This window comes from Kluyvera sichuanensis, from assembly GCF_014218705.1.
Classification (GTDB): Bacteria; Pseudomonadota; Gammaproteobacteria; order Enterobacterales; family Enterobacteriaceae; genus Kluyvera; species Kluyvera sichuanensis.
In genome coordinates this window covers 32,199-58,021 of sequence record NZ_JABBJF010000030.1, presented here as the reverse complement: position 1 = coordinate 58,021, position 25,823 = coordinate 32,199, and the positions used below count along the sequence as shown (strand labels likewise).

Sequence of the window (25,823 nt, the reverse complement as noted above, 5' to 3'; positions counted from 1 at the left end):
GCTACGCCTCGAATTGTAGCCCGGCCAAGCGAAGCGCCGCCGGGATCGGACCCAAAACCTAACCCAGCACCGCCGTCCCTAACCGGCAGGTACAGCAACGTCGCCCCTGCTCGTCAAAAACGACAATTTCCCAGCTCTGGCTTTGACGCCCCAGATGCAGCGGCTGGCACACCGCCCGCACCTGCCCTTGAGAAACCGGGCGGTGGTGTGATGCATTCAGTTCGGTGCCCACCACGCACTGCCCTTCACGAGTCATCAGAAAACCGGCCATCGAGCCCAGCGTCTCCGCCAGCGCCGCCGATGCACCGCCGTGCAACAGGCCGAACGGCTGATGGGTGCGGCTGTCCACCGGCATCACCGCTTCCAGGCTGTCGTCGCCGATATGGGTATAAACAATCCCCAGATGCGCCACCATGGTGTTCTCACTGGTGGCGTTCAATTCATCGAGGGTTAAATGGCGCTTCCAGATCATCCTACGCTCCCAGCGTTGAGCCGCCGTCCACCACAATATCCTGCAGCGTGATGTGGCTGGCGCTGCTCGATGCGAGGAACAAAATGGTGTTGGCAATCTCCTGCGGAAGGGCAATTTTCCCCAGCGGAATGCCGAGCTTAAACTGCTCACCAAAGCCACGAATACGCTGCTGCTCAGCGTCGTCACTCACCCACAACACGCGCTGCATATCAGTGTCGGTCGAACCCGGCGAAACGATGTTACAGCGCACGCCCGCGCTGGAAAGCTCCAGCCCGACGGTCAGCGCCAGGCTTTTTAGCGCCGCCTTCGACGCACCATAGGCGCTCATGCCGATACGCGGCGTATGCGCCGCATCGGAAGCGACGGTAACAATTGCCCCGCCCTGCTGACGACGGAACTGTGCCATCGTCTGCTGGAACAGGTTAAACGCGCCGCCGACGTTGACCGCAAAGGTCTGCTGCCAGTCTTCCAGGCTTAACGCATCCGTCGCGCCCATCCGCAAAATTCCGGCGGCGTTCACCAGCACGTCCAGCCGCTCGGTGGTGGCAAGCAGACGTTCGCACACCTGCGCTACCTGCTTTGCATCCGCCACGTTCAGCACTTCGGTGGCGAATGGATAATGCTCACCGTCGAAGGCCAGGTCGAAACCGGTCACCTTCGCGCCCGCCTCCACAAACGCCAGCGCGGTGGCGTAACCAATGCCTTTTCCTGCCCCGGTCACCCACACCGTCTGGCCGTTAAAATCGAACCCGGCCATTATTTCACCTCGCGGGAGAGCAGCGCCCACCAGGCGTCGATGCTTGGATTTTTCGCCAGCATCACGAAGTCGATATCGCCGTGCACTTTACGCCAGCGTGCCGCCAGCGCCATCATGCGCACGGAGTCGAGGCCGTAATCAATCAGGTTGTCATCGTCGAGCGGTTCATCAGACTCATCCAGCAGCGGCAGTACCAGCGCGCGCAGCGCCGCTTTGCTGGTCGGCACGGACGGCAGCAGTTCATCGGTCATCACCACGCGGCCGCTACGACCAGCAACATATTTCAGCGACATCAGGTGCTCGTCGCGGCTAAAGTCCGCCAGCGCGTCAGCGACAAAGAACGGCTTAATATCGCGCATAAAGGCGTCGGTGGCGGTGGTCATGCAGCCAATGTGCGCATAGACGCCGGTAATAATCAGCTGATTACGCCCGGTCTCTTTGAGCATCTGCTCCAGCGGCGAGCGGTGGAACGCGCTGTAACGCCACTTCACCAGTACGGTATCCTGCGTATCCGGCGCCAGCGCCGCAATCACCCGCTGCTGCTCCGGCGAGCGGGTCAGCCCCGGCCCCCACATATCATTCAGCAGCGCACGGTCTTCATCGCTCTGCTCTTTCGGCTGCGCGGTGTAGTACACCGGAATATCGTTTTTCTTACAGAAGTCGCGCAGCGCGGCAATGTTCGCCACCACGGTCTCCATCATTTCGCTGTCCTCGCCCCAGAAGTTGAGGAAATACTCCTGCATATCGTGGATCAGCAGCGCGGCGCGCGACGGTTCAAACGCCCAGTTGACCTTGTTCTCGGGAAGATCCAGCGCGGTTGGCAGCGCGTAGCCCTGTAATTTTGGAATCGCCATGTTGTTCTCTCCTTCAGCCCTGCGAGCGGCTCGCCAGCCACTGACGTAATTGTTTTTTATCGACTTTCCCGACGTGGGTCAGCGGCAGTTCATCTACGCACTCGACGCGGTCAGGCAGTTTAAATTCGGCCACCCCCTGCTCGCGCAGGAAACGGCGGACGGCAACGGCACGCAGGGGTTCTTTCACCACCAGATACGCACAGCTTTTCTCGCCGAGCAGGCTGTCTTCCATACTCACCAGTGCCGCGTAGACCACCGCGTCATGGCGCAGCAGCAGGTTTTCAATCTCTTCGGCGGCAATCTTCTCGCCACCGCGGTTGATCTGATCTTTCTCGCGCCCTTCCACGGTGATGTAGCCGTCTTCGTCGATGGAGATAAGATCGCCCGAGCAGTAAAAGCCGTCGGCATCAAAGGCGCAGGCGTTATGCTGCGGGCTCTTGTAGTAACCGCGGAAAGTGTATGGGCCACGGGTCATCAGTCGGCCAACTTCGCCGCGCGGCAGTGGGTTACCGTCGGCATCCGCCACCCACACTTCGTCGTCCGGGCACATCGGGTAGCCTTGAGTGTTGAGGATCTTTTCTTCTGAATCATCCAGACGGGTGTAGTTCACCAGCCCTTCCGCCATGCCGAACACCTGCTGCAGCTGGCAGCCGATCTCCGCCGGAATACGCGCAGCCAGGGTCGCAGAAAGACGCGCACCGCCCACCTGGAGCAGCGTCAGCGAACGGAGCTGGGCGTTGCTGCCCCATTCGGTAATCGCCTGCAGCCACAGGCTAACCGCTGGCGGCACCAGCGCCGCGACGTTCACCTGATGCTTTTCAATCAGCGGGAAGCAGAGCGTGGCGCTTGGGTCCGCCGCCAGCACTACCGTCCCTTGCGCCAGGAAGACGCCCAGCGCCCCCGGCGAGCTCATGGCGTAGTTATGCGCCGACGGGATCGCGCAGAGATAGCGCGTCTGCGCATCAAAGCGGCAAATCTCATTACTACGGCGAATGCTGTAGTAGTAGTCGTTGTGGGTGCGGGGAATAAGCTTCGGCGTGCCGGTACTGCCGCCGGAGAGCTGAAAAAAGGCCACTTCGTCGGCAGCGGTTGGCGTTGGGGTAAAGTCGACAGCCGGACGAGCAATCGCCGCCTCCAGCGCGTGTTCTCCCTCGCCTTTACGCAGCAGCACCATGCGCAGGGAGCGATGCTGTTCGCAAAACGCGTTCAGGAAACTATCGTCACCAAACAGCGTATGCGAACGGTCGGCAATCAGCGCCGCCGGGGCAATCTGCTCGGCGTAGGCATTCAGCTCGCTGCGCTGATGGCTGAACAGCGCGTTCACCGGCGCGACGCCGATTTTCAGCAGCGCAAACAGCGTAATGTAAAACTCGGCGATATTGCCCAACTGCACCAGCGCGGTTTCGCCACGCTTAAGGCCTTTGTGCTGTAACGAAGCCGCCAGGTTATCGACGTAGATATTCAGTTGCCGATAGCTAATCTGATGGTCGCCATCAATCACCGCAATTGCGTCGCTACCTGCGTGGCGGGTTAGCATTTCGGTCAATGGCAGATCCTGCCAGTAACCTTTCTCGCGGTAGCGCGCCGTCAGCGCGTCCGGCCAGCGGGTAAATTCTACGGTCATTCTGATTCCTTAATGCAGGCCGAAAACATTTAGCATGGTCGAAAGTTTTACGCCGGTTTCGCGCCACTCGGACTCCGGCGATGACGCAGGCACAATGCCAGCCCCGGCAAACAGACGCACGCTATTGGCTTTGACGCGTGCGCAGCGGATAGTCACTACCCACTCGCCGTTACCTTCGGCGTCACACCAGCCGACGATGCCGCCAAACAGGTCGCGCTCGAACGGCTCCAGCTCGGCAATCAGCTGTTTCGCCGCCTGATGCGGGAAACCGCTCAGCGCAGGCGTTGGATGCAGCAGACAGGCGAGCGTCAGCGCGTTTTCTTCCGCTTTAGCCTGGCCTTCAATTGGCGTAGCGAGGTGCCACAGGGTGGGCGTGGTAAGCAACTGCGGGGTGCTCGGCAGCGAGAGCTGCAGGCTGCGCGGCGCCAGCGTTTTTTTCATCGACTGGGTCACCAGCTCATGTTCGTGACGGTCTTTTTCCGAAGCCAGCAGGCGGTTACCCGCTTCGCGATCCAGCATGTCGTCCGGCTGACGACGCGCGGAGCCGGCCAGCGGCAGCGAATGGAACAGCGAGCCCTCTTTACGCAACAGCAGCTCAGGGCTGGCGCCCAGCAGCGCGCCGCCGTCCGGCAGCGGCACGTGGAAGTTAAAGCTCGCCGGGTTTTGCGCCACCAGACGCTCCAGCAGCGCACCGCTATCCAACGTCTGCTCGGCTTCAATATCAATCAGGCGGGAAAGCACCACTTTATTGACCTGCGGCGTCGCGGTCAGCGCCGCCGCGCGGGCCACCATATCGAGGAACACCGGGCTTTCGGGGATTTCACGGCGCGCCACCACCGCCAGCGGATCGCGCGAGGCGTGATAGCGGGAAGCGCGTTGCTTTGCGGTACGCGAAAACGCGTCACAGCGTTCAGGGATATACAGCGCGGAAGGCTGCGTGGTGTCGAACGGAATGGCACCAACCATCACCGGATTGGCGATCCCGGCAGCTTTGGCCGCGGCAAACGCCGAGGCTAGCCCCTGCTGGAATGCGCTATCTGGCGCATCACCGCCTTCAGCCGGGCAGGTGAAGCGCTGAAAGCAGCCCGAGGTGGTAAAACTACGGAACGGCGACATAAAGAAAAAGCTATCGGCCGAAAGCGTAGCCTGATGGTGTTGTTCTTGTGTATCCGCAGCAAGTGACGTTTCCATATCATCCTCCAAAAACGATAAAGATATTACGAATAATTATCATTTATATTTTGGTTGGGTAACCTAAAAGTAAACGCCTCGTATGTCAACAGCGCTAAGCAGCATCTTGTGCTTAATAAAAAGCGCGTAGCCCTGATATTGCCCTGCCCCGGCAATGGAAGAGGGCTTGCATCCAGCGCGAACAATAGTTGAAAATGAGAAGCATTAACCAATGACAATCAGGACGCATATCCGTGAACTTCTCCGCTTTATGGCGCACCGTGGCGCTCATCGCAGGTTTCAGTGTTTTAGGAATATCCTCAACCCAGGCCGCCGAATGGCCACGCCAGATTAGCGACAGTCACGGCGTTCACACGCTGGAGCACAAGCCGACGCGCATCGTCTCCACCAGCGTCACCCTCACCGGCTCTCTGTTGGCAATTGATGCGCCGGTAATCGCCAGCGGCGCTACCACACCCAATAACCGCGTAGCCGATGCTCAGGGCTTCCTGCGCCAGTGGGGCGATGTAGCGAAAGCACGCAAGGTCTCCCGCCTCTATATTGGCGAGCCAAGCGCCGAAGCCGTGGCCGCGCAAATGCCTGATCTGATCCTGATTAGCGCCACCGGCGGTGACTCCGCGCTGGCGCTGTACGACCAGCTCTCCACCATCGCCCCAACGCTTATCGTCAACTACGACGATAAAAGCTGGCAGGCGCTGTTGACTCAGCTCGGTACTATCACCGGCCAGGAGAAGCAGGCTGCGGCACGTATTGCCGAGTTTGATAAGCAGCTTGCTAGCGTGAAGCAGCAGATGAAGCTGCCACCGCAGCCGGTAAGCGCGCTGGTCTATACCGCCGCCGCGCACAGCGCCAACCTGTGGACCAGCGAATCCGCGCAGGGGCAGTTCCTCTCCCAGCTCGGCTTCACCCTCGCCACGCTACCGGAAGGCCTGCACGCCAGCCAAAGCCAGGGCAAACGTCACGACATCATCCAGCTTGGCGGTGAAAACCTGGCGACCGGACTGAACGGCAACAGCCTGTTCCTGTTCGCCGGTGACCAGAAAGACGTGGACGCGATTTATGCCAACCCATTGCTGGCGCACCTGCCGGCGGTGAAAGAAAAGCATGTTTACGCATTAGGTACCGAGACGTTCCGCCTCGACTATTACAGCGCAACGCGCGTGTTAGCGCGGCTGTCGGCGCTGTTTGGTTAAGTACCGAGCATTCCCGGCGGTGCTTCGCTTGGCCGGGCTACAGGTTTCCTGTAGCCCGGACGAGGCGGTTACGCCGACTCCGGGATCTCGCGCCGGAACCGCCGCAGTTCTCCCAACGCCAGCAGTAAAATCCCGCCAACTATCGCCAACCCCCAGCCGCTTACGCTTGCCGACGCCACCGGGGTCAACATCGCCCCCAGTCCGCCGAGCAGCGCCGCACCAATGGCATCGCCGGTGACGTTCTGCGCCGTCCACAGCCCGTTAATGCGCCCGAGCATGGCTTCCGGCGTCTGGGTCTGAATCAACGTATATTGCAGCAGCGAACTGATGGCACTCAGCCAGCCAAACAGCGCCAGACAGACCATCCCTAGCGCCCAATGCGGCATCATGGCAAACAGACCGATTGCCACAAACGCGCCGACCGTCGCCAGCAGCATCACCCAGCCCGGACGCTCGTTCTGCGCCAGCCTTCCGCTGGTTAACGCACCAAAAGCCGCCCCCAGCGGGATTGCCGCATACAGCAGGCCAATCTGTGCTGCTGACATCTGCCAGCCCTGCGCCAGCGCGGGATAGAGCACGCGCACGGCGCTGGCCATCGTCACCAACCCACCCAGCAGCGCAATGCCGCCAATCAGCGGGCTACCGAGCAGGAAACGGAAACCGGCCACCAATGAAGTGAACGGATGTTCGCGCTTCTGCGGCGGCGGTGGCAACTGCGGTAAACGCAGCAGCGTCAGCGTGGTAATAAAGGTGCCCAGTGCCGCCAGCAGGTAGTTCCACGATACGCCGCCGGAAGCCAGCAGCAGGCCGCCGACCATTGGCGAAATCACCGAGCCCAGGCGTACCGTCAGCATAGTGATCGCCCCAGCCTGCATCAGGTTTTCACGCCCAACCAGCGCAGGCGTCGCCGCCAGCAGCGCCGTCACGCCCAGCGAGGCAAAGAAGCCATCCCATAATCCCAGCAGATAAATCGCCACCAGCGACGGCTCCGGCAGCAGCGCGTTTAACCACAGGCCGATAAACCCAATACCGCAGGTGCCACGCGCCAGCAGAATCAGTTTGCGGCGCTCGTAGCGGTCAGCCAGCACGCCGCCAACCATCAGCCCGACGAACATCGCCCCGCCGGTCAGCGTGACCGAAAGTCCCACCTGCCAGGTGGAGTGGGTCATCATCTGGATTTGAACAGGTACCGCCACGCCGAGTAGGCCCAGCGAGAGAATGGAGATAAAGCGAGCAATAAAGACGGCGCGAAAGGCCGGATGCGTTTTTAGCAGGCTCAGATTCAGCAGCCAGGATTGTCGATTCATTACAAAACCTTGAACGTTTTTTCTTACCCTTTCCGAGGGCGCTCATGCTAACATAAGCGAATAAGATAGATAACGATAATTACTATCATTATCAAATCAGGGATGTCGCCATGTCGTTTTCCACCCCGGTGCTGCGCGCCCTTGCGCTGCCTGGATTGTTGATACTGCTGTTTCTCGCCGCCACGCTCAGTTTATTGATTGGTGCCAAACCGCTCCCGGTTCACGTCGTTATCGACGCGCTTAGCGGCACCTGCCAGAGCGCCGACTGCACCATCGTGCTCGATGCCCGGCTGCCGCGAACGCTGGCCGGCCTGCTCGCCGGTGGCGCGCTGGGTCTTGCCGGTGCGCTGATGCAAACCCTCACCCGTAATCCGCTTGCCGATCCCGGGATTCTTGGCGTTAACGCCGGAGCCAGCTTTGCCATCGTGTTAGGCGCGGCGCTGCTTGGCATCACTTCGCCGCAGGAACAGCTGGCGATGGCCTTTTGCGGGGCGCTGGTCGCCTCGTTAATCGTCGCCTTTACCGGCAGCCAGGGCGGCGGCCAACTGAGTCCGGTACGCTTAACGCTGGCAGGCGTGGCGCTCGCCGCCGTACTGGAAGGTTTCTCCAGCGGCATCGCCCTGCTCAACCAGGATGTCTACGATCAGTTGCGCTTCTGGCAGGCCGGTTCGCTGGATATCCGCACTCTGCAAACCCTGAAAACGGTGCTCATTCCGGTACTGATTGCCGGTGCTGTCGCGCTGATGATGAGCCGTTCGCTTAACAGCCTGAGCCTCGGTACCGACACCGCCACCGCTCTGGGCAATAAAGTGGCGCGCACGCAAATTATGGGGCTGCTGGTGATCACCATTCTGTGCGCCAGCGCGACCTCGGTGGTAGGCCCTATTGCCTTTATCGGCCTGATGATGCCGCACATTTCCCGCTGGCTGGTCGGTTCAGATCACCGCTGGTCGCTGCCGGTCACCCTGCTCGCCACGCCGTCGTTGCTGCTGTTTGCCGATATTATTGGTCGCCTGCTGGTGCCCGGCGAACTGCGCGTATCGGTGGTCAGCGCCTTTATCGGCGCGCCGGTGCTGATTTTCCTCGTCCGCCGTAAATCAAACGGAGGTGGCCGATGAACGCCCCTTCTCGCCGTCTGGTCGCCAGCTGTCTGCTGCTGGTCGCCGCATGCCTGGTGCTCACGCTGTTGAGTCTGCGCAGCGGTGCGGTCACGCTGGAATTTTCACAGATATTCGCCGCGCTGTTCGGCGATGCGCCGCGTGCCATCACCCTGGTGGTCACCGAATGGCGTCTGCCGCGCGTGCTGATGGCACTGTTGATTGGCGCCGCACTCGGCGTCAGCGGCGCGATTTTCCAGTCGCTGATGCGCAACCCGTTGGGCAGTCCGGACGTGATGGGCTTTAACACCGGCGCGTGGAGCGGTGTGCTGGTGGCGCTGGTCTTCTTCGGCCAGAACCTCACCACCATTACCCTCGCCGCCATGGCGGGCGGCATCGCCACCTCGCTTATCGTGTGGGCGCTGGCGTGGCGCGACGGTATCGAAACCTTCCGGCTGATTATTATCGGCATCGGTATCCGCGCGATGCTGATGGCCTTCAACACCTGGCTGCTGCTGCGCGCGTCGCTGGAGACCGCCGTCTCCGCCGGGCTATGGTTTGCCGGTTCGCTTAACGGCCTGACGTGGGCCAAAATCTGGCCTGCCGCACCAATGATGGTTGTCGCCCTCGCCTGCTCGGCGCTGCTGGTGCGCCGTTTACGGCTGTTAGAAATGGGCGATGACAGCGCCTGTGCGCTGGGGGTTCGCGTCGAGCTTTCGCGCCTGCTGCTGATGCTGGTCGCCGTGGTACTGACCGCCGCTGCCACCGCGCTGGCCGGGCCGATTTCCTTTATTGCGCTGGTCGCACCGCACATCGCCCGCCGCCTCAGCGGCACCGCGCGCTGGGGGCTGACCCAGGCGGCGCTCTGCGGCGCGCTGCTGCTGGCCGCCGCCGACTACTGCGCCCAGCAGCTGTTCTTGCCTTACCAGCTTCAGGTGGGCGTCGTCACCGTTAGCCTTGGCGGTATCTACCTCATCGTGCTGCTTATTCAGGAGTCTCGTAAAAAATGACCGACACCGTCGCTCGCCTGCGCGGCGAGGCGTTAACCCTTGCCTACGGGAAAAAGACCATCGCCGAGTCGCTGAACGTCACCATTCCTGACGGCCATTTCACCGCGATTATCGGCCCCAACGGCTGCGGGAAATCGACCCTGCTGCGCACGCTCAGCCGCCTGATGACGCCGGTTCACGGCCACGTCTATCTCGACGGAGAAGAGATCCAGCGCTACGCCAGTAAAGAGGTGGCGCGTCGCGTCGGCCTGCTGGCGCAAAACGCCACGACGCCGGGCGATATTTCGGTACAGGAGCTGGTTGCGCGCGGGCGTTATCCGCATCAGCCGCTGTTTACCCGCTGGCGGCAGGAAGATGAGGATGCGGTGCAGAATGCAATGCAGGCTACCGGCATTGTTAATCTGGCAGGTCAGAGCGTGGATACCCTCTCCGGCGGCCAACGCCAGCGCGCGTGGATTGCGATGGTGCTGGCGCAGGACACCTCGATTATGTTGCTCGACGAGCCAACGACCTGGCTTGATATCAGCCATCAGATTGACCTGCTGGAGCTATTGAGCGAACTGAATCGCGAGCGCGGCTATACGCTCGCCGCCGTGCTGCACGATTTAAACCAGGCGTGCCGCTACGCGACGCACCTGATTGCCCTGCGCGATGGGAAGATTGTGGCAGAAGGCGCGCCGAAAGAGATTGTCACTCCGGCGCTGATTGAAGCAGTGTACGGCCTGCGCTGCATGATTATTGACGACCCGGCGGCGAATACGCCGCTGGTGGTACCGCTCGGGCGGCGGTGAATTTTCCCGGGGTCGCTAACGCTTGCCCGGGCTACGAATCCAATGTAGCCCGGGAAAGCACGAAACCTACCCCAATATCTCCCGCATCACCGGTCCAATCGCCTCAAACGCCGCAGGCGTAATGATGTCGACGTGAGCACAATCCTGATGGTAAACCTCCAGCTCGCCCACCCACGGCCCCCAGGCCGCCTGTGGATCCGCCTGACGGGTTTTCTCGGCAACGAACAGCGTCGCTTTGCCATCGAACCTCGCGCTATGCGCGGTGGTCAGCAGGCGCACGGCGTCGGCGTAGTTGCCTTCAATCGCGCTGAACAACTCGCTAGAGCCCTGCCCCTGCTGGGCGGCAATAAACGCTTCACGCTCGCGGTCAATCTCCGCCAATACTGCCGGATCGAGGCCGTTCGCCTCTTTTTCCGCCCAGTTCTGCGTTTCCGGTGGCCAGGTATCCAGCAGACCGAGGAACGCCACCGTTTCACCGCACTGACGTAAACGCGCCGCGATGCCCTGCGCCAGCGTACCGCCGAGCGAATAGCCGAGCAGGTAATACGGCCCGTGCGGTTGCTGGGCGAGCAGCGTTGCCAGATGATGTTCGCACACCTCGTCCAGCGTCGCGGCGCTCTGCATCGGCCCTTCCGGTCGCGGAGACTGAATGCCGGTAATCGACCAGCGCGGCGACAGATAGCGCGAGAGCACGCTGAACTGCCAGGCAAAACCAGACGCCGGATGGAAGCAGAACAGCGTTGGGCCATCGCCGTTGCGCAGCGGCAGCAGCGGCTCATAGCCCAGACGCTGCGCCTGCTCGTCGTCGCTGTTCTCCAGCAGTGCACTGAGCTGGCCGACGGTCGATGACACCATCACCTGGCCCGGCGTCACTTTACGCCCGGTTTGCTGGCTCAGCATGGCTGCCAGGCGCATGGCGAGCAGCGAATGACCGCCGAGGGCAAAGAAATCGGCGTCGATGTCCTGAATGTCGCAGCCGAGCAGTTGGCTGAACGCCGAAGTAACCTGCAGTTCGGTTGCCGTTTGCGGCTCGCGGCCGCTCGTTTTCTGCGTCAGCGACGGCAGCGGCAGCGCTTTACGATCCAGTTTACCGTTGGCGCTCAGCGGCAGTGCGCTCAGCTGTAACAGCACCACTGGCACCATATGTGGCGGCAACTGTTGGCGGAGCTGCGCCAACAAGGATTCGGTATCAAGCGGCAGGCCGGAAACCGACACCACATAGCCTACCAATTGGCGTGCATCGCCGCCGGTGGCTGCCGCCTGGTTGATCACGCAGGCGTGCGTTACCGCCTGTTCCACGTCCGGCAGGCTTTGCATCACCCGGTCGATTTCACCCAGCTCAATGCGCTGACCGCGAATTTTGAGCTGATCGTCGCTGCGACCGAGATATTCTACCGCACCATTATCCAGCCAACGCGCCACGTCACCGGTACGGTACATGCGTTCACCGGGAGCAAACGGGTCGGCAATAAAACGGCTGGCGGTCAGATCCGGTCTGCCCAGATAGCCCTGCGCCAGCTGAATGCCGGTGAGGTAGAGATCGCCCGCCACGCCAAACGGCACCGGGCGCATCATGGCATCAAGGATACGCAGGCCGGTATTCCACACCGGGAAGCCAATCGGCACGCTGTTGCCGGACACCGCCGCCAGCGCTTCGCCGTAGGCCGGGTACCAGCTCACGTCCACCGCCGCTTCCGTTGGCCCATAGAGATTGTGCAGCGGCACGTGGGTCAGCACTTCCCACTCACGGCATAGCGCGGTCGGTAGCGCTTCACCGCTGCAGAACACCCGCTGTAGCGAGCAGCAACTGTCTACGGTTCCCGGCGTCAGCGAGGCCACAAACGCCGCCAGCATCGACGGCACGAAGTGGGTGGTGGTGATGCCATAATCGGCAAAGAAGCGCTGCATCGCCAGCGGGTCGCGGTGCGCTTCCGGCTCGGCCATTACCAGGCTTGCGCCGGTAATAAACGGCCACCAGAACTCCCATACCGAGACATCAAAACTGCACGGGGTTTTCTGCGCCACCACGTCATCGGCGGTCAGCGGATAGTGGTCTTGCATCCACAGCAGACGGTTAACAATAGCCTCATGGCCGACCATCACCCCTTTCGGGCGGCCGGTCGAGCCTGAGGTGAAGATGATATAGGCCGTCTGTTCCGGCGTTGCCAGCGCGAGCGGCTGGTCGTCACCCACCTCCAGCGGTGCGCTCAGGCACAGGCTGTCGATATTGGGGAAACGGTGCAACTGGTCAGCCGCGGTAATCAGCAGCGTCGGTCGCGCGTCTTCCAGCATCATTTGCAGGCGGTCGTCCGGATAGCCGGTATCCAGCGGCAGCCAGGCCGCACCCGCCTCAACGATGGCGTGCAGCGCCAGCGTCAGGAACACCGAACGCGGTAGCGCAACGGCGACGCTATCGCCGGGCTTCACGCCGCGCTCGCGCAGCACGTTTGCCAGCGCGATCACCTGTTGGCGCATCTCGCGGTAGGTGAAACGATAGTTCGCATCCACCAGCGCCACGGCATCCGGCGTTTTCGCCGCCTGCTCGGCCACCAGCGAACTGAGCGTGGCCCGCGGCAGGGATTTTTCAGTGGCGTTGATCTGCGCCAGACGCTGATATTCGTCAGGCGAAAGCAGTTCCGCATTGGCACACATCAGTGCAGGATTATCGGCGAACTGCTGCAAAAGTGAGGTTAAACGAGCGATATTCTGCTGCAACGTCGCTTTATCATAACGCTGCTGGTTGGCCAGAATTTCCAGCGACAGGCCGCCCTCTTCATCGGGGAACAGCGCCAGCTCAAGGTCGTTTACCGGGCCGGTGGCTAGGGTATGTGTTATCGCCTCAACGTCGGCGAAACCGAGGCGATAATCAAACATCTTGACGTTAAATACCGGGCCAAACAGCGCTTCATCGCCCGCCGCTTTTCCAGCATCACGCACAATCTGCTCCGCATCGTAGCGCTGATGGCGACGCATCTTTTTCAGCTGCCCGGAGAGGCGAGTTGCCAGTTCCGGCAAGGTTTCCTGGCCGTTCAGCGTCACACCCAGCGGCAGCACATTCAGCACCGGGCCGGTGGCCGTCAGGGCCACGGAGCCCATGCGGCGCATAAAGATAAACCCGGCGGCGTAGTCGCTGCGCCCGCACAGGCGGCCGAGCCAGAGCGCCACCAGCGCCAGCGCAAGGTCGGCGGGCTGGCATTGCGGTGCTGAAGCGGTTAGTCGAGCAAACGCCCGGCGGTCGGCGGTGAGCTTCAAACGCCAGATAGCGGTGCTTTGCGCGCGACCCGGCAACGGCGCCGAGGAGAGCGAGGCCGGAGACGGTAGCGCTTTGCGTTGCTCGGCCCAAAAGGCTTTATCTCGCTGAAACGCCTCGCTATCACGGTAGCGTTGATATTCGTCCACCACGTCGGCAAACGGCGTGAATGCCGGTTCCGGCAGCATCTCACCCGCGACTAACGCCTGATAAATCAGGCTTATCTGGCGGGTAATCGCCGGGAAGCTGAAGCCGTCCACCAGCAGATGGTGATAGCGCTGATACCAGAACCAGCGGTTGTCGCCGACGCGGAAAAGCTGATGGCAATAGAGTGGGTTGCCGCTATTGACGCGGCTATTTTGCGAGAGATCATGCTGCATCAGAGCTAACGCCGCCTGCTGCGGGTCAGACTCACCGCGCAGGTCGTGGCATGCCGGTTCGGCAATCGCCATACTGTCATCCAGCCACTGCCAGACTTCACCGTTCTCTTCGCTAAAGCACATGCGCAGCGTGTCGGCCTGGTTCAGCCCCATCACGATAGCGCGCGCCAGCAGGTCGTCGTTAATCTCCCCGTTTAGCTCAACGTAGTGCGCCACGCTCCAGGCGTTAGGCAGCGTCGACAGGGCTTCCGCCATCCAGATGCCAGGCTGGGCGGCAATCAGCGGTAAACGCGGGCTCATGGGCGGCCTCCGGTGACGGAGAAATGGTCAGGATAAATCGTCGTCCAGTTTTGGGTGAGCCAGGCGTTGCACGCCTCAAGCGACTGCGGTTCGCAGACCATCGTCCAGCCCGCAGGCAGCGAACACTGCTGGGGCCAGAGGCTAAACTGCTGGTGAGGGTTTTGCAGAAGGTAAAACTGCCCTTGCGCCACGTCGAAGGGGTTACTGACTTGCATACCAAACTCCTGTCGTTAATCGCGCGTTGCCGCCTGGTTATTCCAGAGCGTCATCAGCCCGGCGGTTAGCCCGCCGCGCCAGCAAAGCGCATCATGTCCGCCATCAACCTGATGCCAGAAAATCGGCTGCTGTGTGCGCTGTAACTGCGCCAAAAGCGCCTGATTGGCGCGAAAAATTATCGGTTCACGGATGCCCGCTTCCAGCACGATCCGCAGCCCCTGCGGGTTCAACTCACCGCTTTCAAGCTGCTGTACAATTTCCCCGGTCTGCTGCCCACCTCGGTGCGGCCACCAGTACGACCCCGACTGGCTCAGCACGCAGCCAAAGCGTTCCGGCCAGTGCAGCCCGGCGTACAGCGCGGAGAGGCCGCCGAAGCTCTGCCCGGCCACTATCGTCCGATCTGCGCGGGAGCTGAAAGGCGCGATGGCCTGTACCTGCGGCAGCAATTCCTGCTGCACCGCCAGCCAGAAATCCGCATTGCAGGGCAGTTCGACGCTGCGGTGCGCGTTATCAATCACGTCAATCAGCAAATAGACCGCGGGAGGCAGTTTTTTTGCCGTGGTCAGTGAGGTTAACGCGGGCCATACCGGCATGCTTTCGGCCCAGAACTGGCCGTCGAGTAGCACCGCCAGCGGCCTGTCGGTCTCGTTGACGTCGCCGGTGGTAAAAATCCACACCCGACGCTGGTTGCCCAGCCGTTCGCTGCGCCAGGTGATGCACTGCGGTTCGGGCCAGGCTGTCGCTGGGTCAGACCAGCCGGGCTGTTCCGGGGCCTGCGGCATTTCCAGTGCGGACACCGCATGACCGCGCCCGCCCTTCCAGCTTTGCGGGTTCAGCGGGTCGGAGATGGCCTTCGGTAGCAGCTTGCGCCAGCCTTCGCGCAGCTGCTGGCGGTCCGGCTCGGCGGCAGTAAACAGCTCGGGGGAAAAGTCGTCATCGCGCACGCTCGGCGCAAAGCAGTAGCTACCGCGCCAGGTGGATGGCAGCGTGGTTGTCCAGCGCCAGACGTCGGTATCAGGAATACGTTCGAGGGTCTGCGGGGCAGAGTTGTGGTGGTGATCGGTGACGCCGGTAATGTAAATCCACACCCGGCGAACGGGCGATGAATACTCGCTGCCTGCGGGGTCGCGCCACCAGAACGTGACGCGATAATTATCGCCAACTCGTTCATATTGCGGGCCTTTTATCGCATCCCACCACGCGTCACTTCCTGTTGTTAACTTCTCCACCACGTTAACCCCATGTTTATTGTGGAATTTATTGTTACATCTAAAAAATTATTGATAATATTATTGATAACTATTTGCATTTGCAATAGCGTATTGCCGCGCACTTTCTCATGCTTCTGGCATACAACCTTGCCGCGTCTCCCCTTTTGGGAATGGATCACGACGGGACGTTGGCGACGAAAAGCAGGACACACAATGAATAATAAAATCAAATCCCTGGCCTTCCTGGTCAACCTGGGTATTTATGGCGTTGCATCGCCGGCTTTTGCCGCCGAGACTACCAGCAATAAAGACGTGGATGGTGAAACCATGGTCGTGACCGCTGCCGAGCAGAATCTGCAGGCACCGGGCGTATCGACCATCACCGCCGACGAAATTCGTAAGCGCCCACCGGCTCGCGACGTTTCTGAAATTATCCGTACCATGCCGGGCGTTAACCTGACCGGTAACTCCACCAGCGGCCAGCGCGGTAACAACCGCCAGATCGATATTCGCGGTATGGGCCCGGAAAACACCCTGATTCTGATCGACGGCAAGCCGGTTACCAGCCGTAACTCGGTGCGTCAGGGCTGGCGCGGCGAGCGTGATACCCGCGGTGATACCGGCTGGGTTCCGCCAGAGATGATTGAACGCATTGAAGTCCTGCGTGGCCCCGCGGCTGCCCGTTATGGTAACGGTGCGGCGGGCGGTGTAGTGAATATCATCACCAAAAAAGGTGGTGATGAATGGCACGGCTCCTGGAACACCTATTTCAACGCACCGGAACACAAAGAAGAAGGTTCCACCAAGCGCACTAACTTCAGCCTCACCGGCCCGATGGGCGATGGTTTCAGCTTCCGTCTCTTCGGTAACCTGGATAAAACCCAGGCCGATGCCTGGGACATCAACGATGGGCACCAGTCAGAGCGTACCGGTGCTTACGCAGATACGATGCCAGCCGGTCGTGAAGGCGTTGAGAATAAAGATATTAACGGTCAGGTTCGTTGGGACTTCGCGCCAATGCAGTCGCTGGAGTTCGAAGCGGGCTACAGCCGTCAGGGTAACCTGTACGCGGGCGATACTCAGAACACCAACAACGATAACGACACCAGCAAGGGCGGCAAAGGTTTGGTGAAAAAATACTACGGGAAAGAAACTAACCGTATGTATCGCCAGAACTATGCGCTGACCTGGAACGGTGGCTGGGATAGCGGCATCACCACTAGCAACTGGGCGCAGTATGAACATACCCGTAACTCCCGTCTTGGCGAAGGCCTGGCCGGTGGTCTGGAAGGGCTGTTTAACAGCAACCAGTTCAGCGATACGGATCTGGCTGATGTGACGCTGCACAGCGAAATCAACATTCCGTTCGATTTTGTGGTGAATCAGAACCTGACGCTGGGCACCGAGTGGAACCAGCAGCGTATGAAGGACTCCAGTTCCAACACGCAGACCTTCATGGGCGGTAATATTCCAGGCTACAGCAGCACCGACCGTAGCCCGTATTCTCAGGCTGAGATCTTCTCGCTGTTTGCTGAGAACAACATGGAAGTCACCGACAGCACCATGCTGACCCCAGCGCTGCGCTTCGATCACCATAGCGTCGTGGGTGACAACTGGAGCCCTTCACTGAACCTGTCTCAGGGCTTAGGCGATGACTTCACGCTGAAAATGGGCATTGCCCGTGCTTATAAAGCCCCGAGCCTGTATCAGCTCAACCCGAACTACATTCTGTACAGCAAAGGCCAGGGCTGCTACGCCACTGGCGCAGCTACCGGCATCGGCTGTTACATGATGGGCAATGATGACCTGAAGGCCGAGACCAGCATCAACAAAGAGATTGGTCTGGAATTCAAACGTGACGGTTGGCTTGCGGGCGTGACCTGGTTCCGTAACGATTACCGCAACAAGATTGAAGCGGGTACCGTGCCGCTAAGCAGAACGTCAATCACCAAAGGTACAACCACCACCTACACCGATATCTACCAGTGGGAAAACATTCCTAAAGCGGTGGTTGAAGGGCTGGAAGGGACGCTGAACGTTCCGGTAAGCGAGACGGTGAGCTGGACCAACAACATCACCTATATGCTGCAAAGTAAGAATAAAGAGACCGGCGAACGTCTGTCGATCATTCCAGAGTACACGCTGAACTCTACCCTGAGCTGGCAGGTTCGTCAGGATGTGTCGCTGCAGTCAACCTTCACCTGGTACGGTAAACAACAGCCTAAGAAATATGACTACCAGGGCAAACCGGTTACTGGCACCTCCGCCACTGAGGTTAGCCCGTACAGCATTGTGGGTCTGAGCGCAACATGGGACGTCAACAAAAACGTCAGTCTGACCGGCGGCGTGGACAACGTCTTCGACAAACGCCTGTGGCGTGAAGGCAACGCCCAGACCGTGAGCGACACCAAAACCGGTGACTACATGGCCGGTGCAGGTGCCTACACCTACAACGAGCCTGGCCGTACCTGGTACATGAGCATCAACACGCACTTCTGATAGCTCACTCACTATCCCCCGCCCTCTTTCGAGAGGGCGTCGGGAGGATGAATGCACACCACTCATTACCCACTCGCCTTCCCTCACCACATCCTGCACGGCGTCGATTTTGATGCGACGACGCTGCGACCAGCCGATCTTCTCTGGCTGCCCTATCCTGCACTGCTCAACCGCTACGGACACAAGCGTCAGGCCGAGCACCTTGCGGGGCGTATTGCCGCCGTCCATGCGCTGCGAGAGGTGGGTGAAAAGCGCGTACCGCATCCCGGCGACCGAGGCCAACCGCTGTGGCCCGCGCCGTGGTTTGGTAGCATCAGCCACTGCGGCAATACCGCGCTGGCGGTCGTCTCCCACGAACCCGTAGGGGTGGATATTGAGCGGCTTTTCGATTGCCGTCTGGCGCAGGAGCTGGAAAACAGCGTGATAACCCCGGCAGAGCGCCTTGTCATTGCTGGTAGTGATTTGACTTTTGAGCTGGCCCTCACCGTCGTGTTCTCGGCAAAAGAGAGCGTGTTTAAGGCTTTTTCTCACAACGCGTTGGATTTCCCCGGTTTTTTCAGCGCGCAGCTCGCCAATATGAACGCTAGCGCCCTGACGCTGCGCCTGACGGCCAGCTTCTCACCGAAGCTTGAAAATAAACTTATCTTAATCAACTGGTTAAAACTAAACGACCGGATTATCACCTGTACGACCCCCGCCAACGAAGCGTGATCCTTTTCTCCTTTTAAGAAATTAGCTGTGCAAACCGTAGACAGTTTCATCGCTCAGCTTTATCGTTAAGTTGAATAATAAATCATTATTGAATATATATTCAATGTGGAGAAAGAGATGAACGCTACCCTTATCAAGTCTGTGCTGTTTGCTTCAACGATCGCTGTCTCCGGCGCGCTGTGCGCCGCCGATAACGGCCTGATCGCCATCATCACCCCCTCTCATGACAACCCGTTCTTTAAAGCGGAAGCCGACGGCGCCGCCGCAAAGGCAAAAGCGCTGGGCTATACCACGCTTATCGCCTCGCATGACGACGACGTCAACAAGCAAAACCAACTGATTGAAACCGCCATCGCGCGTAAGGCAAAGGCCATTATCCTCGATAACGCCGGAGCCGATGCCACCGTCGGGCCGCTGGAGAAGGCAAAAGCCGCAGGCGTACCGGCCTTCCTCATCGACCGCGAGATTAATAAAACCGGCGTGGCCGTCGCGCAGATTGTCTCCAATAACTATCAGGGCGCGCAGCTCGGCGCAGAGAAGTTCGCCAAATTACTTAACGGCAAAGGCAAATACGTTGAACTGCTGGGCCGCCAGTCGGACACCAACGCCAGCGTCCGTTCGCAGGGCTATCACGACGTGCTGGACGATTACCCGGACATGAAAATGGTGGCGCAGCAAACCGCCAACTGGAGCCAGACCGAAGCCTTCACCCGCATGGAAGCTATTTTGCAAACCAACCCGGATATCGTCGGCGTGATCTCCGGTAATGACACCATGGCGCTGGGCGCGGAAGCGGCGCTGAAAGCAGCGGGGAAAAAAGATGTCATCGTCGTCGGCTTTGACGGCAGCGATTACACCCGCGACTCGATCATCAACAAAGGCAATATCAAGGCCACCGTGCTGCAACCTGGCTGGAAACAGGCGCAAATGGCCGTCGAACAGGCCGACTTCTTCCTGAAAAATGGCAAAGCGCAAAAAGATGAGAAGCAGCTGATGGACTGCATTCTGATCGATGAGGCTAACGCCAGCAAACTCAACATGTTCAACCTTAGCGAGTAAGGCGGTACGTTATGTCCTTAAAACAATGGAGCGCCGTAGCGATGGGCTGCGCCGCTCTGTTGCTGACGGCCTGCACCGTGGTGGATCTGGATGAAAACGGCAAGCCGATTCTGCCTGCCGACCCCAATGCCAAAGCCAGCTTCGACAACCTGACCCCACAGCAGATCGCGCAACAGACCTGGAAACCCCGCGTTATCGATGCCGCGCATCAGCACGCCCTTGACGCGAATGCGCTGGAGAATTTACGCAAAACCTCCGGCAGCACGCCGCAGAGCGTTTTCGTGCGCCTGACCAGCGAGGTCAGCGCCGTGGATATCAGCAATGAGCGTGAGCAAAAGCTAACGGTAACCCTTAACGGCCAGCCGCTCAGCATTCAGACCGGCCCGGTGATGCGCGGCAACGCCATCCGCGACGCGACCGGCTTTAAGTTTGACGACTTCACCAACCAGGTGCAGTTCGCGCAGCTTTCCCGCGCCTACAGCCGGGAAGCGGTCAAAACGCTGCCCAAACTCGACAACAGTTGGGTAGGAAAACCGGTGACTCTGCTGTTTGCCGTGACCGTGGTTAACGGCGTGGCGCAGGACGCCGCCGCGTTAGAACTGAAACAGGAGGCGCCATGATGGCTGAACATTGTGCCGATGACATTATTCTGCGCACCCGCGGCATCTCGATGCTGTTCCCCGGCACCATCGCGCTCGACAACGTGGACTACAACGTCTGGCGCGGCAAAGTTAACGTCATCATTGGCGAGAACGGCGCCGGGAAGTCAACGCTGATGAAGATCCTCGCTGGCGTACAGCAGCCGAGCCTTGGCGAGATGCAGCTCAACGGCAAACCGGTGAAGTTTGCTAACACGCGCGATGCCGCCGCCCACGGGATCGGCATGGTGCATCAGGAGCTGAATCTGTTTGAAAACCTGAGCGTCGCGGAGAACATTTTCCTTGGCCGCGAACTGCAAAAAGGCGTTGCGCCAATTAATGAGGCGGAGCAGGAAAAACGCGCCGCCGAACTGCTCAAACGCCTCGATCAGCCGATCTCGCCGCGCGAGCTGGTGGGTAACCTGAAGGTCGGGCAACAGCAGCTGATCGAGATAGCCAAAGCGCTGGCCGAAGATGCCGACATTCTGATCCTCGACGAACCGACCTCCGCGCTCAGCAAAACCGAGGTGGAGATTCTGTTTCGCGTGATCCGTGAGCTGACTCGTCAAGGGGTCTCGATCATCTACATTTCGCACCGGCTGGAAGAGCTGATGGCGATCGGCGACATGATTACTATCCTGCGCGACGGCAGGTTCCAGTCCGAGGCCAGAGTAGCCGATATCGACGTACCGTGGATTGTCCGTGAAATGCTCGGCAGCGACCCGGTCAGTAACTTCCTGGAACCGGGGCGAACCTTTGGCCCACCGCTGCTGGAGGCGGAAAATATCACCTGCATCAACGCTGCGGGCAACGCGGTGGTCAACGACGTCTGCTTTAAGGTCCATGCCGGTGAGATAGTCGGCATCTATGGGCTGATGGGAGCTGGGCGCACCGAATTGTTCGAATGCATGCTGGGCACCGAACGTAACTATCTGGGGAAACTGTGGCTGGACAGTAAGCCGGTGCCACAGCGCTTAACGCCCGCCGACCGCATCCGCATGGGGATGAGCCTGGTGCCGGAAGACCGCAAGCGCACGGGGATTTTCCCCATCTCGTCGGTAGCAAATAACCTGACCATTGCCAGCCTCTGGCGACGGCTGCGGCGCGGTCTCACCATCGCGAATAATGAAGAAGAGGCGGTAGTGGCCAGCACCATCGGCAATCTGTCGATCAAAGTCTCCTCGCCGGAGGTCGAGATCCAGGCGCTGAGCGGCGGCAACCAGCAAAAGGTGGTGATAGGCCGTTCGCTGCTCACCAATCCAAAGGTACTGTTTCTGGATGAACCCACGCGCGGTATTGATATCGGTGCCAAAGCCGATGTCTTTCGCATGATGGTTCAGCTCTCTTCACAGGGTATCGCCGTGGTGTTTTCCACCTCGGATTTAAAAGAAATTATGGCGGTTTCCGACCGTATTCTGGTGATGTCCGGCGGCAAACTGACCGCCGATATCGTTCGCGAACGAGCGGAAGAGTCCGCGCTGGTTTCAGCAAGTGCTCAGGGGTTCTAGTATGAAAACGACACAATCAGTCGCGTTAACCCAACGCGGCGGGACATCGCTGTCCCGCGAAAATATCCTGCTGCTTCTGCTGAAGCTGCGCACCTTTATCGCCCTGTTCTTGATCGTCGGCTTTTTCACCGTGATGGTGCCCGGATTTTTGTCCGCAGGCAGCATGGTTATCATGATTAAGCATATTGCCATCAACGCGTTTCTGGCGCTGGGGATCACCTTTGTCATTATTACCGCTGGCATTGACCTCTCTATCGGCGCGACGCTTGGGCTATGTGGGATGATAGCCGGGTGGCTTATCACCAAAGGGATTGTCCTGCCGATGTTTGGCATCGCCATTTTCCCCAGCGTCTGGCTTATCGTGCCTATCGTGCTGGTGATTGGCGCGCTTATCGGCGCGGTCAACGGCTGGATTATCACCCGCTATAACGTCGCACCGTTTATCTGCACCCTTGGTACGATGTACGTGCTGCGCGGTGCGGCTATGCTCACCTCGGACGGGCAAACCTTCCCGGGGCTGGCGGGTAATCCGCAGTTGGGCAATACCGGTTTTGATGAGATAGGTGCCGGTTCGCTGCTGGGCATTCCCTGGGCCATCTGGCTGATGGTGGTGCTGGCACTGGTGATTGCCTATATCGCGCGCCGCCTGCCGTTTGGCCGTCACGTCTACGCCATCGGCGATAACGAACGGGCCGCCGAACTGTCGGGCGTTAAGGTGAAGCAGATTAAAGTGCTGGTCTATACCCTCTCCGGCTTTTGCGCGGCAATTGCGGGCATTGTGGTCTCCGCGCAGCTTCTGGCAAGCCACCCGGCGAACGGCACCGCTTTTGAGATGAACGCCATTGCCGCCGTGGTGCTCGGCGGCACCTCGCTGGCCGGTGGGCGCGGCACCATCCTCGGCACGCTGATTGGCGCCTTCGTCATCGGTTTTCTGGCGGACGGCCTGGTGATGATGGGGGTCAGCGAATTCTGGCAGATGGTCATTAAAGGCATCGTAATTATCGTCGCGGTGATTATCGACCAGATGCAAAACCGTATGCAGCAAAAGGCAGCGGTGGTGGCGCAAAAGGCGATGATAGAGAATCAGTAAAGCTGCGATAACCGGTCGTCACTCCCCCTCCCCTTCAAAATGGTACGGCTATTAGCCGTACCATTTGACTTCATTTTTTAATAAGCCTACAGTAAATTTATCCGGCTAATAGCCGTACGTGAAAATTAATTGCGATGCCGATCGTAATGTCACGTTAAAGCAGAAATGTGAATCACGCGTGAGGTTAGTATGGACAAGGCAGCACGCTTCCCTCTGGAAGCTAAAGGCGTAAAGAACGCCCGAGTGGAGTTAAAAACCAGCTCAGATTTAAAGGAGATGCTGCGAGAAGCCGCATCGGCAGCAGGACTGGATTTAAGCGCATTTATTCTGAATGCCGCACTGGAAAGAGCGGAAAGCGTGCTGGATAACCAGCGCCAGCGTCAGCTCTCCAGCAAAAGCTGGAAGCAGATGAACGCCCTGCTTGCCGAACCCGCCGCGCCGACGCCAGCATTGCAGGCACTGATGCAGAGAAAAAAGAATGGAAGCGCAGAATAATGAACGCCAGGTGATGTGCTGCCACTATCAGGCAGACATTTCATATCCTAAGCAGAAGCAGTTCAACTGCGGCGATCCCGTCATCAACAAATATGTTCAGGATTCGCTGAAGAAAAATGTCCGCGAAGGCAATTGCGCCGCCAAAGCGTTAATAGATAGCGAGTCCGGCGAGCTGCTGGGGATTTGCACCTATACCGCCTACTCCCTGACAAAAGGCAGGCTCTCCAGCGCCCTTGCCGGCTCGCTGCCAAACGATATCGGCGTGGTGCGTCTGGTGATGTTAGGGGTTGTTGAAAGCGAACAAAAGAAAGGCTATGGGCTCGACCTGCTGTATGCCTTCTTCCAGCAGGTTAAAGTGATTCACCACGCGCTGCCGATTAAAGGTATCTATCTGGATGCCGCCCCCGCGGCGGTGGGCTTCTATGCACGGCTTGGCTTTACTGAACTGGATGAGCCCGCTAACGCCTTCGGTGCCGTGCCGATGTTCCTCGGCATTCAGCATATCCTCGCCGCGTAATCATGCCGCCCGCTGAACGGCAAAAGCCGGGCATGATTCGCCCGGCATGGTTTGCTATTTTATTCCCTTAGTTCAGCGAAGGCTGCTCAACGGCTCGGGCCTGTTCGCTTGTCAGTTTGAACATCATCAGCAGCACCAGGCTGATGCCGTGGAAGATAACCGGCACCCCGGCAATCAGGAACATGATCGCGCTCATCGACTCCGCCGAGACCGCTTCACCCGCTTTATAGCCGCTGGCCGCCAGCACGAAGCCCACCAGGCCGCCCGCCAGCGCCAGGCCAACCTTCATGGAGAACAGCGTTCCCGCCGCGATAGCGCCGGACATTTTGACACCAGAGCGTGCTTCGCAGTAGTCCGCGCAGTCGGAAGGCAGCGCCCAGGCAGTAATCGCCCCCAGTTCCGCCAGCAGCACCGACACCACCAGCAACACGCAGGCGAGGGATATCTGCTGCGGGTCAACAAAATAGAGCCCCAGCGCCGCCAGGCCGCCGCCCGCCTGCGCCACTTTCAGCGTCCCCAGTTTTGACAGTACGCCGCGCTTAATCAGTTGGATGGCAATCATCGGCGCGATGATCCCGGCAATCGCCGTCGCTGACAGCAGGCCAGAGACAAAGCTGTCGCCACGGTTCAGGAAGTACTTCACGAAGTAAATGGTCACGCTGCCTTTAATCACGAACGCAATCGAGCTGGTGATTTTGAACAGGTAGAAAATCACCACCGGTTTGGCCTTGAGCATAATGCCAATCTGTTTGGTGAACGGCACACTGGCGCTGGCCTGCTGCACCTGATAACGCTCTTTGGTGCCCCAGAAGCAGAGCAGCATAAACACCGTTGCCAGCACCGCAATAAAGCTCATGGCAACCATATAGGCCTGCGACTCATTGGTTTTGCCATACCAGGCAACGAACATCGGCACCACGGTAGAGCAAATCAAAAAGGCCATCTTCGCCAGCGGGAAGCGCCAGGAGTTGGCGCTCAGTCGCTCCATCGGGTCGGAGGTTAACGAGGTCAGCAGTGCAACGTACGGTACCACCGTGGAGGCGTACATCAGAATCAAGAACAGATAGGTCACCGTGGCATAAATCAGCTTGCCGGTCGGCGAGAAGTCAGGCGCCAGAAACACCAGCAGGCAGGAGACGCCGTACGGCAGCGCCAGATAAAGTAAGAAAGGACGATAGGAGCCGTGCTTCGAGCGCGTTCGGTCGGCGACGTTGCCGATAAACGGATCGTAAAAAGCATCCACCAGACGGGCAACCACAAACAGCACCCCCATTGCGGCGGCGGAAATGCCCAACACATCGGTGTAGAAATAGGGCAAAAACATCATCGTCATACCTAAAAAGATATTCGCGGATGAGTCGCCGAGTCCGTAGCATATTTTCTCTTTAATCGTCAGTTTGTCTTGCTGATTCATAATTCACCCTCGCTCATTGAATATATATTCAGTATCAAATTTATATTCAAAAGCCTAAACCCGAGCAATTCGCACTGGCAAGAAAATAAACGCCACATTGTTACCAGTATCACAGAAAGCCCGATTCGCCTTTTTACGCGTTCGAGTAGCAACTGCGATGCAACGGCGCACTCCAGCAGGGTTTTGTGATCCAATACGCAAATCACCGACATCGCCATAGAATGTTAACGGTAACTTCC

At 59.2% G+C, this 25,823-nt stretch carries 22 protein-coding genes; 12 read left to right on the top strand and 10 right to left on the bottom strand.

What is annotated here, in order from left to right; all coding sequences use genetic code 11:
- Nucleotides 1-58: 58 nt before the first annotated feature.
- The 5 genes from entH to entC are packed head-to-tail and all read right to left on the bottom strand — an operon-like array spanning nucleotide 59 to nucleotide 4,898.
- The gene (entH, locus tag HII27_RS22210) at nucleotides 59-472 is read right to left on the bottom strand and encodes a proofreading thioesterase EntH (protein ID WP_185669593.1); all 414 of its coding nucleotides are present in this window, start codon (nucleotides 470-472) and stop codon (nucleotides 59-61) included.
- A gap of 1 nt (nucleotide 473) precedes the next feature.
- A complete protein-coding gene (gene entA / locus HII27_RS22205; RefSeq protein ID WP_185669592.1) occupies nucleotides 474-1,229 on the bottom strand; it encodes a 2,3-dihydro-2,3-dihydroxybenzoate dehydrogenase EntA in 756 nt (251 codons plus the stop codon).
- Nucleotides 1,229-2,083 carry an isochorismatase gene (locus HII27_RS22200; protein ID WP_185669591.1) on the bottom strand — a complete coding sequence of 285 codons (855 nt, stop codon included), beginning with the start codon at nucleotides 2,081-2,083 and terminating at the stop codon, nucleotides 1,229-1,231. Before HII27_RS22200 ends, entA begins: the two co-directional genes overlap by 1 nt.
- Nucleotides 2,084-2,096: 13 nt before the next feature.
- Nucleotides 2,097-3,707 carry a (2,3-dihydroxybenzoyl)adenylate synthase EntE gene (entE, locus tag HII27_RS22195; RefSeq protein ID WP_185669590.1) on the bottom strand — a complete coding sequence of 537 codons (1,611 nt, stop codon included), beginning with the start codon at nucleotides 3,705-3,707 and terminating at the stop codon, nucleotides 2,097-2,099.
- Between the two features lie 9 nt (nucleotides 3,708-3,716).
- The gene (entC, locus tag HII27_RS22190; protein WP_185669589.1) at nucleotides 3,717-4,898 is read right to left on the bottom strand and encodes an isochorismate synthase EntC; all 1,182 of its coding nucleotides are present in this window, start codon (nucleotides 4,896-4,898) and stop codon (nucleotides 3,717-3,719) included.
- Between the two features lie 233 nt (nucleotides 4,899-5,131).
- Between entC and fepB the strand changes: the two genes are divergently transcribed.
- A complete protein-coding gene (gene fepB, locus HII27_RS22185; protein WP_185669588.1) occupies nucleotides 5,132-6,091 on the top strand; it encodes a Fe2+-enterobactin ABC transporter substrate-binding protein in 960 nt (319 codons plus the stop codon).
- A 68-nt stretch (nucleotides 6,092-6,159) separates the two neighbouring features.
- On the opposite strand, the gene entS is transcribed toward fepB, so the two are convergent.
- On the bottom strand, nucleotides 6,160-7,398 hold the full coding sequence (gene entS, locus HII27_RS22180; protein WP_185669587.1) for an enterobactin transporter EntS: 1,239 nt from the start codon (nucleotides 7,396-7,398) through the stop codon (nucleotides 6,160-6,162).
- A gap of 110 nt (nucleotides 7,399-7,508) precedes the next feature.
- On the opposite strand from entS, the gene fepD reads away from it, so the two are divergent.
- The 3 genes from fepD to fepC are packed head-to-tail and all read left to right on the top strand — an operon-like array spanning nucleotide 7,509 to nucleotide 10,296.
- Nucleotides 7,509-8,516, top strand: a complete 1,008-nt coding sequence (gene fepD, locus HII27_RS22175; RefSeq protein WP_185669586.1) for a Fe(3+)-siderophore ABC transporter permease — start codon at nucleotides 7,509-7,511, stop codon at nucleotides 8,514-8,516.
- Entirely contained in the window at nucleotides 8,513-9,505 is a 993-nt protein-coding gene (fepG, locus tag HII27_RS22170) for an iron-enterobactin ABC transporter permease (protein WP_185669585.1), read from the top strand. Before fepD ends, fepG begins: the two co-directional genes overlap by 4 nt.
- Nucleotides 9,502-10,296 carry an iron-enterobactin ABC transporter ATP-binding protein gene (fepC, locus tag HII27_RS22165; protein ID WP_185669584.1) on the top strand — a complete coding sequence of 265 codons (795 nt, stop codon included), beginning with the start codon at nucleotides 9,502-9,504 and terminating at the stop codon, nucleotides 10,294-10,296. The genes fepG and fepC overlap by 4 nt, the downstream gene beginning before the upstream one ends.
- 66 nt (nucleotides 10,297-10,362) lie before the next feature.
- Here fepC and entF read toward each other — a convergent pair whose 3' ends face one another.
- From entF to fes, 3 genes are read right to left on the bottom strand one after another with little or no spacing between them, the layout of a single operon-like run.
- The gene (gene entF / locus HII27_RS22160; RefSeq protein ID WP_185669583.1) at nucleotides 10,363-14,226 is read right to left on the bottom strand and encodes an enterobactin non-ribosomal peptide synthetase EntF; all 3,864 of its coding nucleotides are present in this window, start codon (nucleotides 14,224-14,226) and stop codon (nucleotides 10,363-10,365) included.
- Nucleotides 14,223-14,441, bottom strand: a complete 219-nt coding sequence (locus tag HII27_RS22155) for an MbtH family protein (RefSeq protein WP_185669582.1) — start codon at nucleotides 14,439-14,441, stop codon at nucleotides 14,223-14,225. The genes entF and HII27_RS22155 overlap by 4 nt, the downstream gene beginning before the upstream one ends.
- A 15-nt stretch (nucleotides 14,442-14,456) precedes the next feature.
- Nucleotides 14,457-15,671, bottom strand: coding sequence for an enterochelin esterase (gene fes, locus HII27_RS22150; protein WP_185669596.1), 1,215 nt, complete (start codon nucleotides 15,669-15,671; stop codon nucleotides 14,457-14,459).
- 195 nt (nucleotides 15,672-15,866) lie between these two features.
- Between fes and HII27_RS22145 the strand changes: the two genes are divergently transcribed.
- From HII27_RS22145 to HII27_RS22110, 8 genes are all read left to right on the top strand, one after another.
- Nucleotides 15,867-18,152, top strand: coding sequence for a TonB-dependent siderophore receptor (locus HII27_RS22145; RefSeq protein ID WP_185669581.1), 2,286 nt, complete (start codon nucleotides 15,867-15,869; stop codon nucleotides 18,150-18,152).
- 51 nt (nucleotides 18,153-18,203) lie between these two features.
- Nucleotides 18,204-18,863 (top strand): enterobactin synthase subunit EntD, encoded by a 660-nt coding sequence (gene entD, locus HII27_RS22140; protein WP_185669580.1) that lies wholly within the window; start codon nucleotides 18,204-18,206, stop codon nucleotides 18,861-18,863.
- A 117-nt stretch (nucleotides 18,864-18,980) separates the two neighbouring features.
- The gene (locus HII27_RS22135; RefSeq protein WP_185669579.1) at nucleotides 18,981-19,922 is read left to right on the top strand and encodes a D-ribose ABC transporter substrate-binding protein; all 942 of its coding nucleotides are present in this window, start codon (nucleotides 18,981-18,983) and stop codon (nucleotides 19,920-19,922) included.
- A gap of 11 nt (nucleotides 19,923-19,933) precedes the next feature.
- Nucleotides 19,934-20,542 (top strand): DUF2291 family protein, encoded by a 609-nt coding sequence (locus HII27_RS22130; protein ID WP_185669578.1) that lies wholly within the window; start codon nucleotides 19,934-19,936, stop codon nucleotides 20,540-20,542.
- Nucleotides 20,542-22,068 carry a sugar ABC transporter ATP-binding protein gene (locus tag HII27_RS22125; protein WP_185669595.1) on the top strand — a complete coding sequence of 509 codons (1,527 nt, stop codon included), beginning with the start codon at nucleotides 20,542-20,544 and terminating at the stop codon, nucleotides 22,066-22,068. Before HII27_RS22130 ends, HII27_RS22125 begins: the two co-directional genes overlap by 1 nt.
- Before the next feature lies 1 nt (nucleotide 22,069).
- Nucleotides 22,070-23,158, top strand: coding sequence for an ABC transporter permease (locus tag HII27_RS22120; protein WP_185669577.1), 1,089 nt, complete (start codon nucleotides 22,070-22,072; stop codon nucleotides 23,156-23,158).
- Nucleotides 23,159-23,347: 189 nt separating this feature from the next.
- Complete coding sequence (locus tag HII27_RS22115; RefSeq protein WP_185669576.1) at nucleotides 23,348-23,653, top strand: type II toxin-antitoxin system TacA family antitoxin; 306 nt, start codon at nucleotides 23,348-23,350, stop codon at nucleotides 23,651-23,653.
- A complete protein-coding gene (locus HII27_RS22110; RefSeq protein WP_185669575.1) occupies nucleotides 23,637-24,170 on the top strand; it encodes a GNAT family N-acetyltransferase in 534 nt (177 codons plus the stop codon). Before HII27_RS22115 ends, HII27_RS22110 begins: the two co-directional genes overlap by 17 nt.
- Before the next feature lie 67 nt (nucleotides 24,171-24,237).
- Here HII27_RS22110 and HII27_RS22105 read toward each other — a convergent pair whose 3' ends face one another.
- On the bottom strand, nucleotides 24,238-25,584 hold the full coding sequence (locus tag HII27_RS22105; RefSeq protein WP_185669574.1) for a glycoside-pentoside-hexuronide (GPH):cation symporter: 1,347 nt from the start codon (nucleotides 25,582-25,584) through the stop codon (nucleotides 24,238-24,240).
- Between the last annotated feature and the right edge of the window lie 239 nt (nucleotides 25,585-25,823).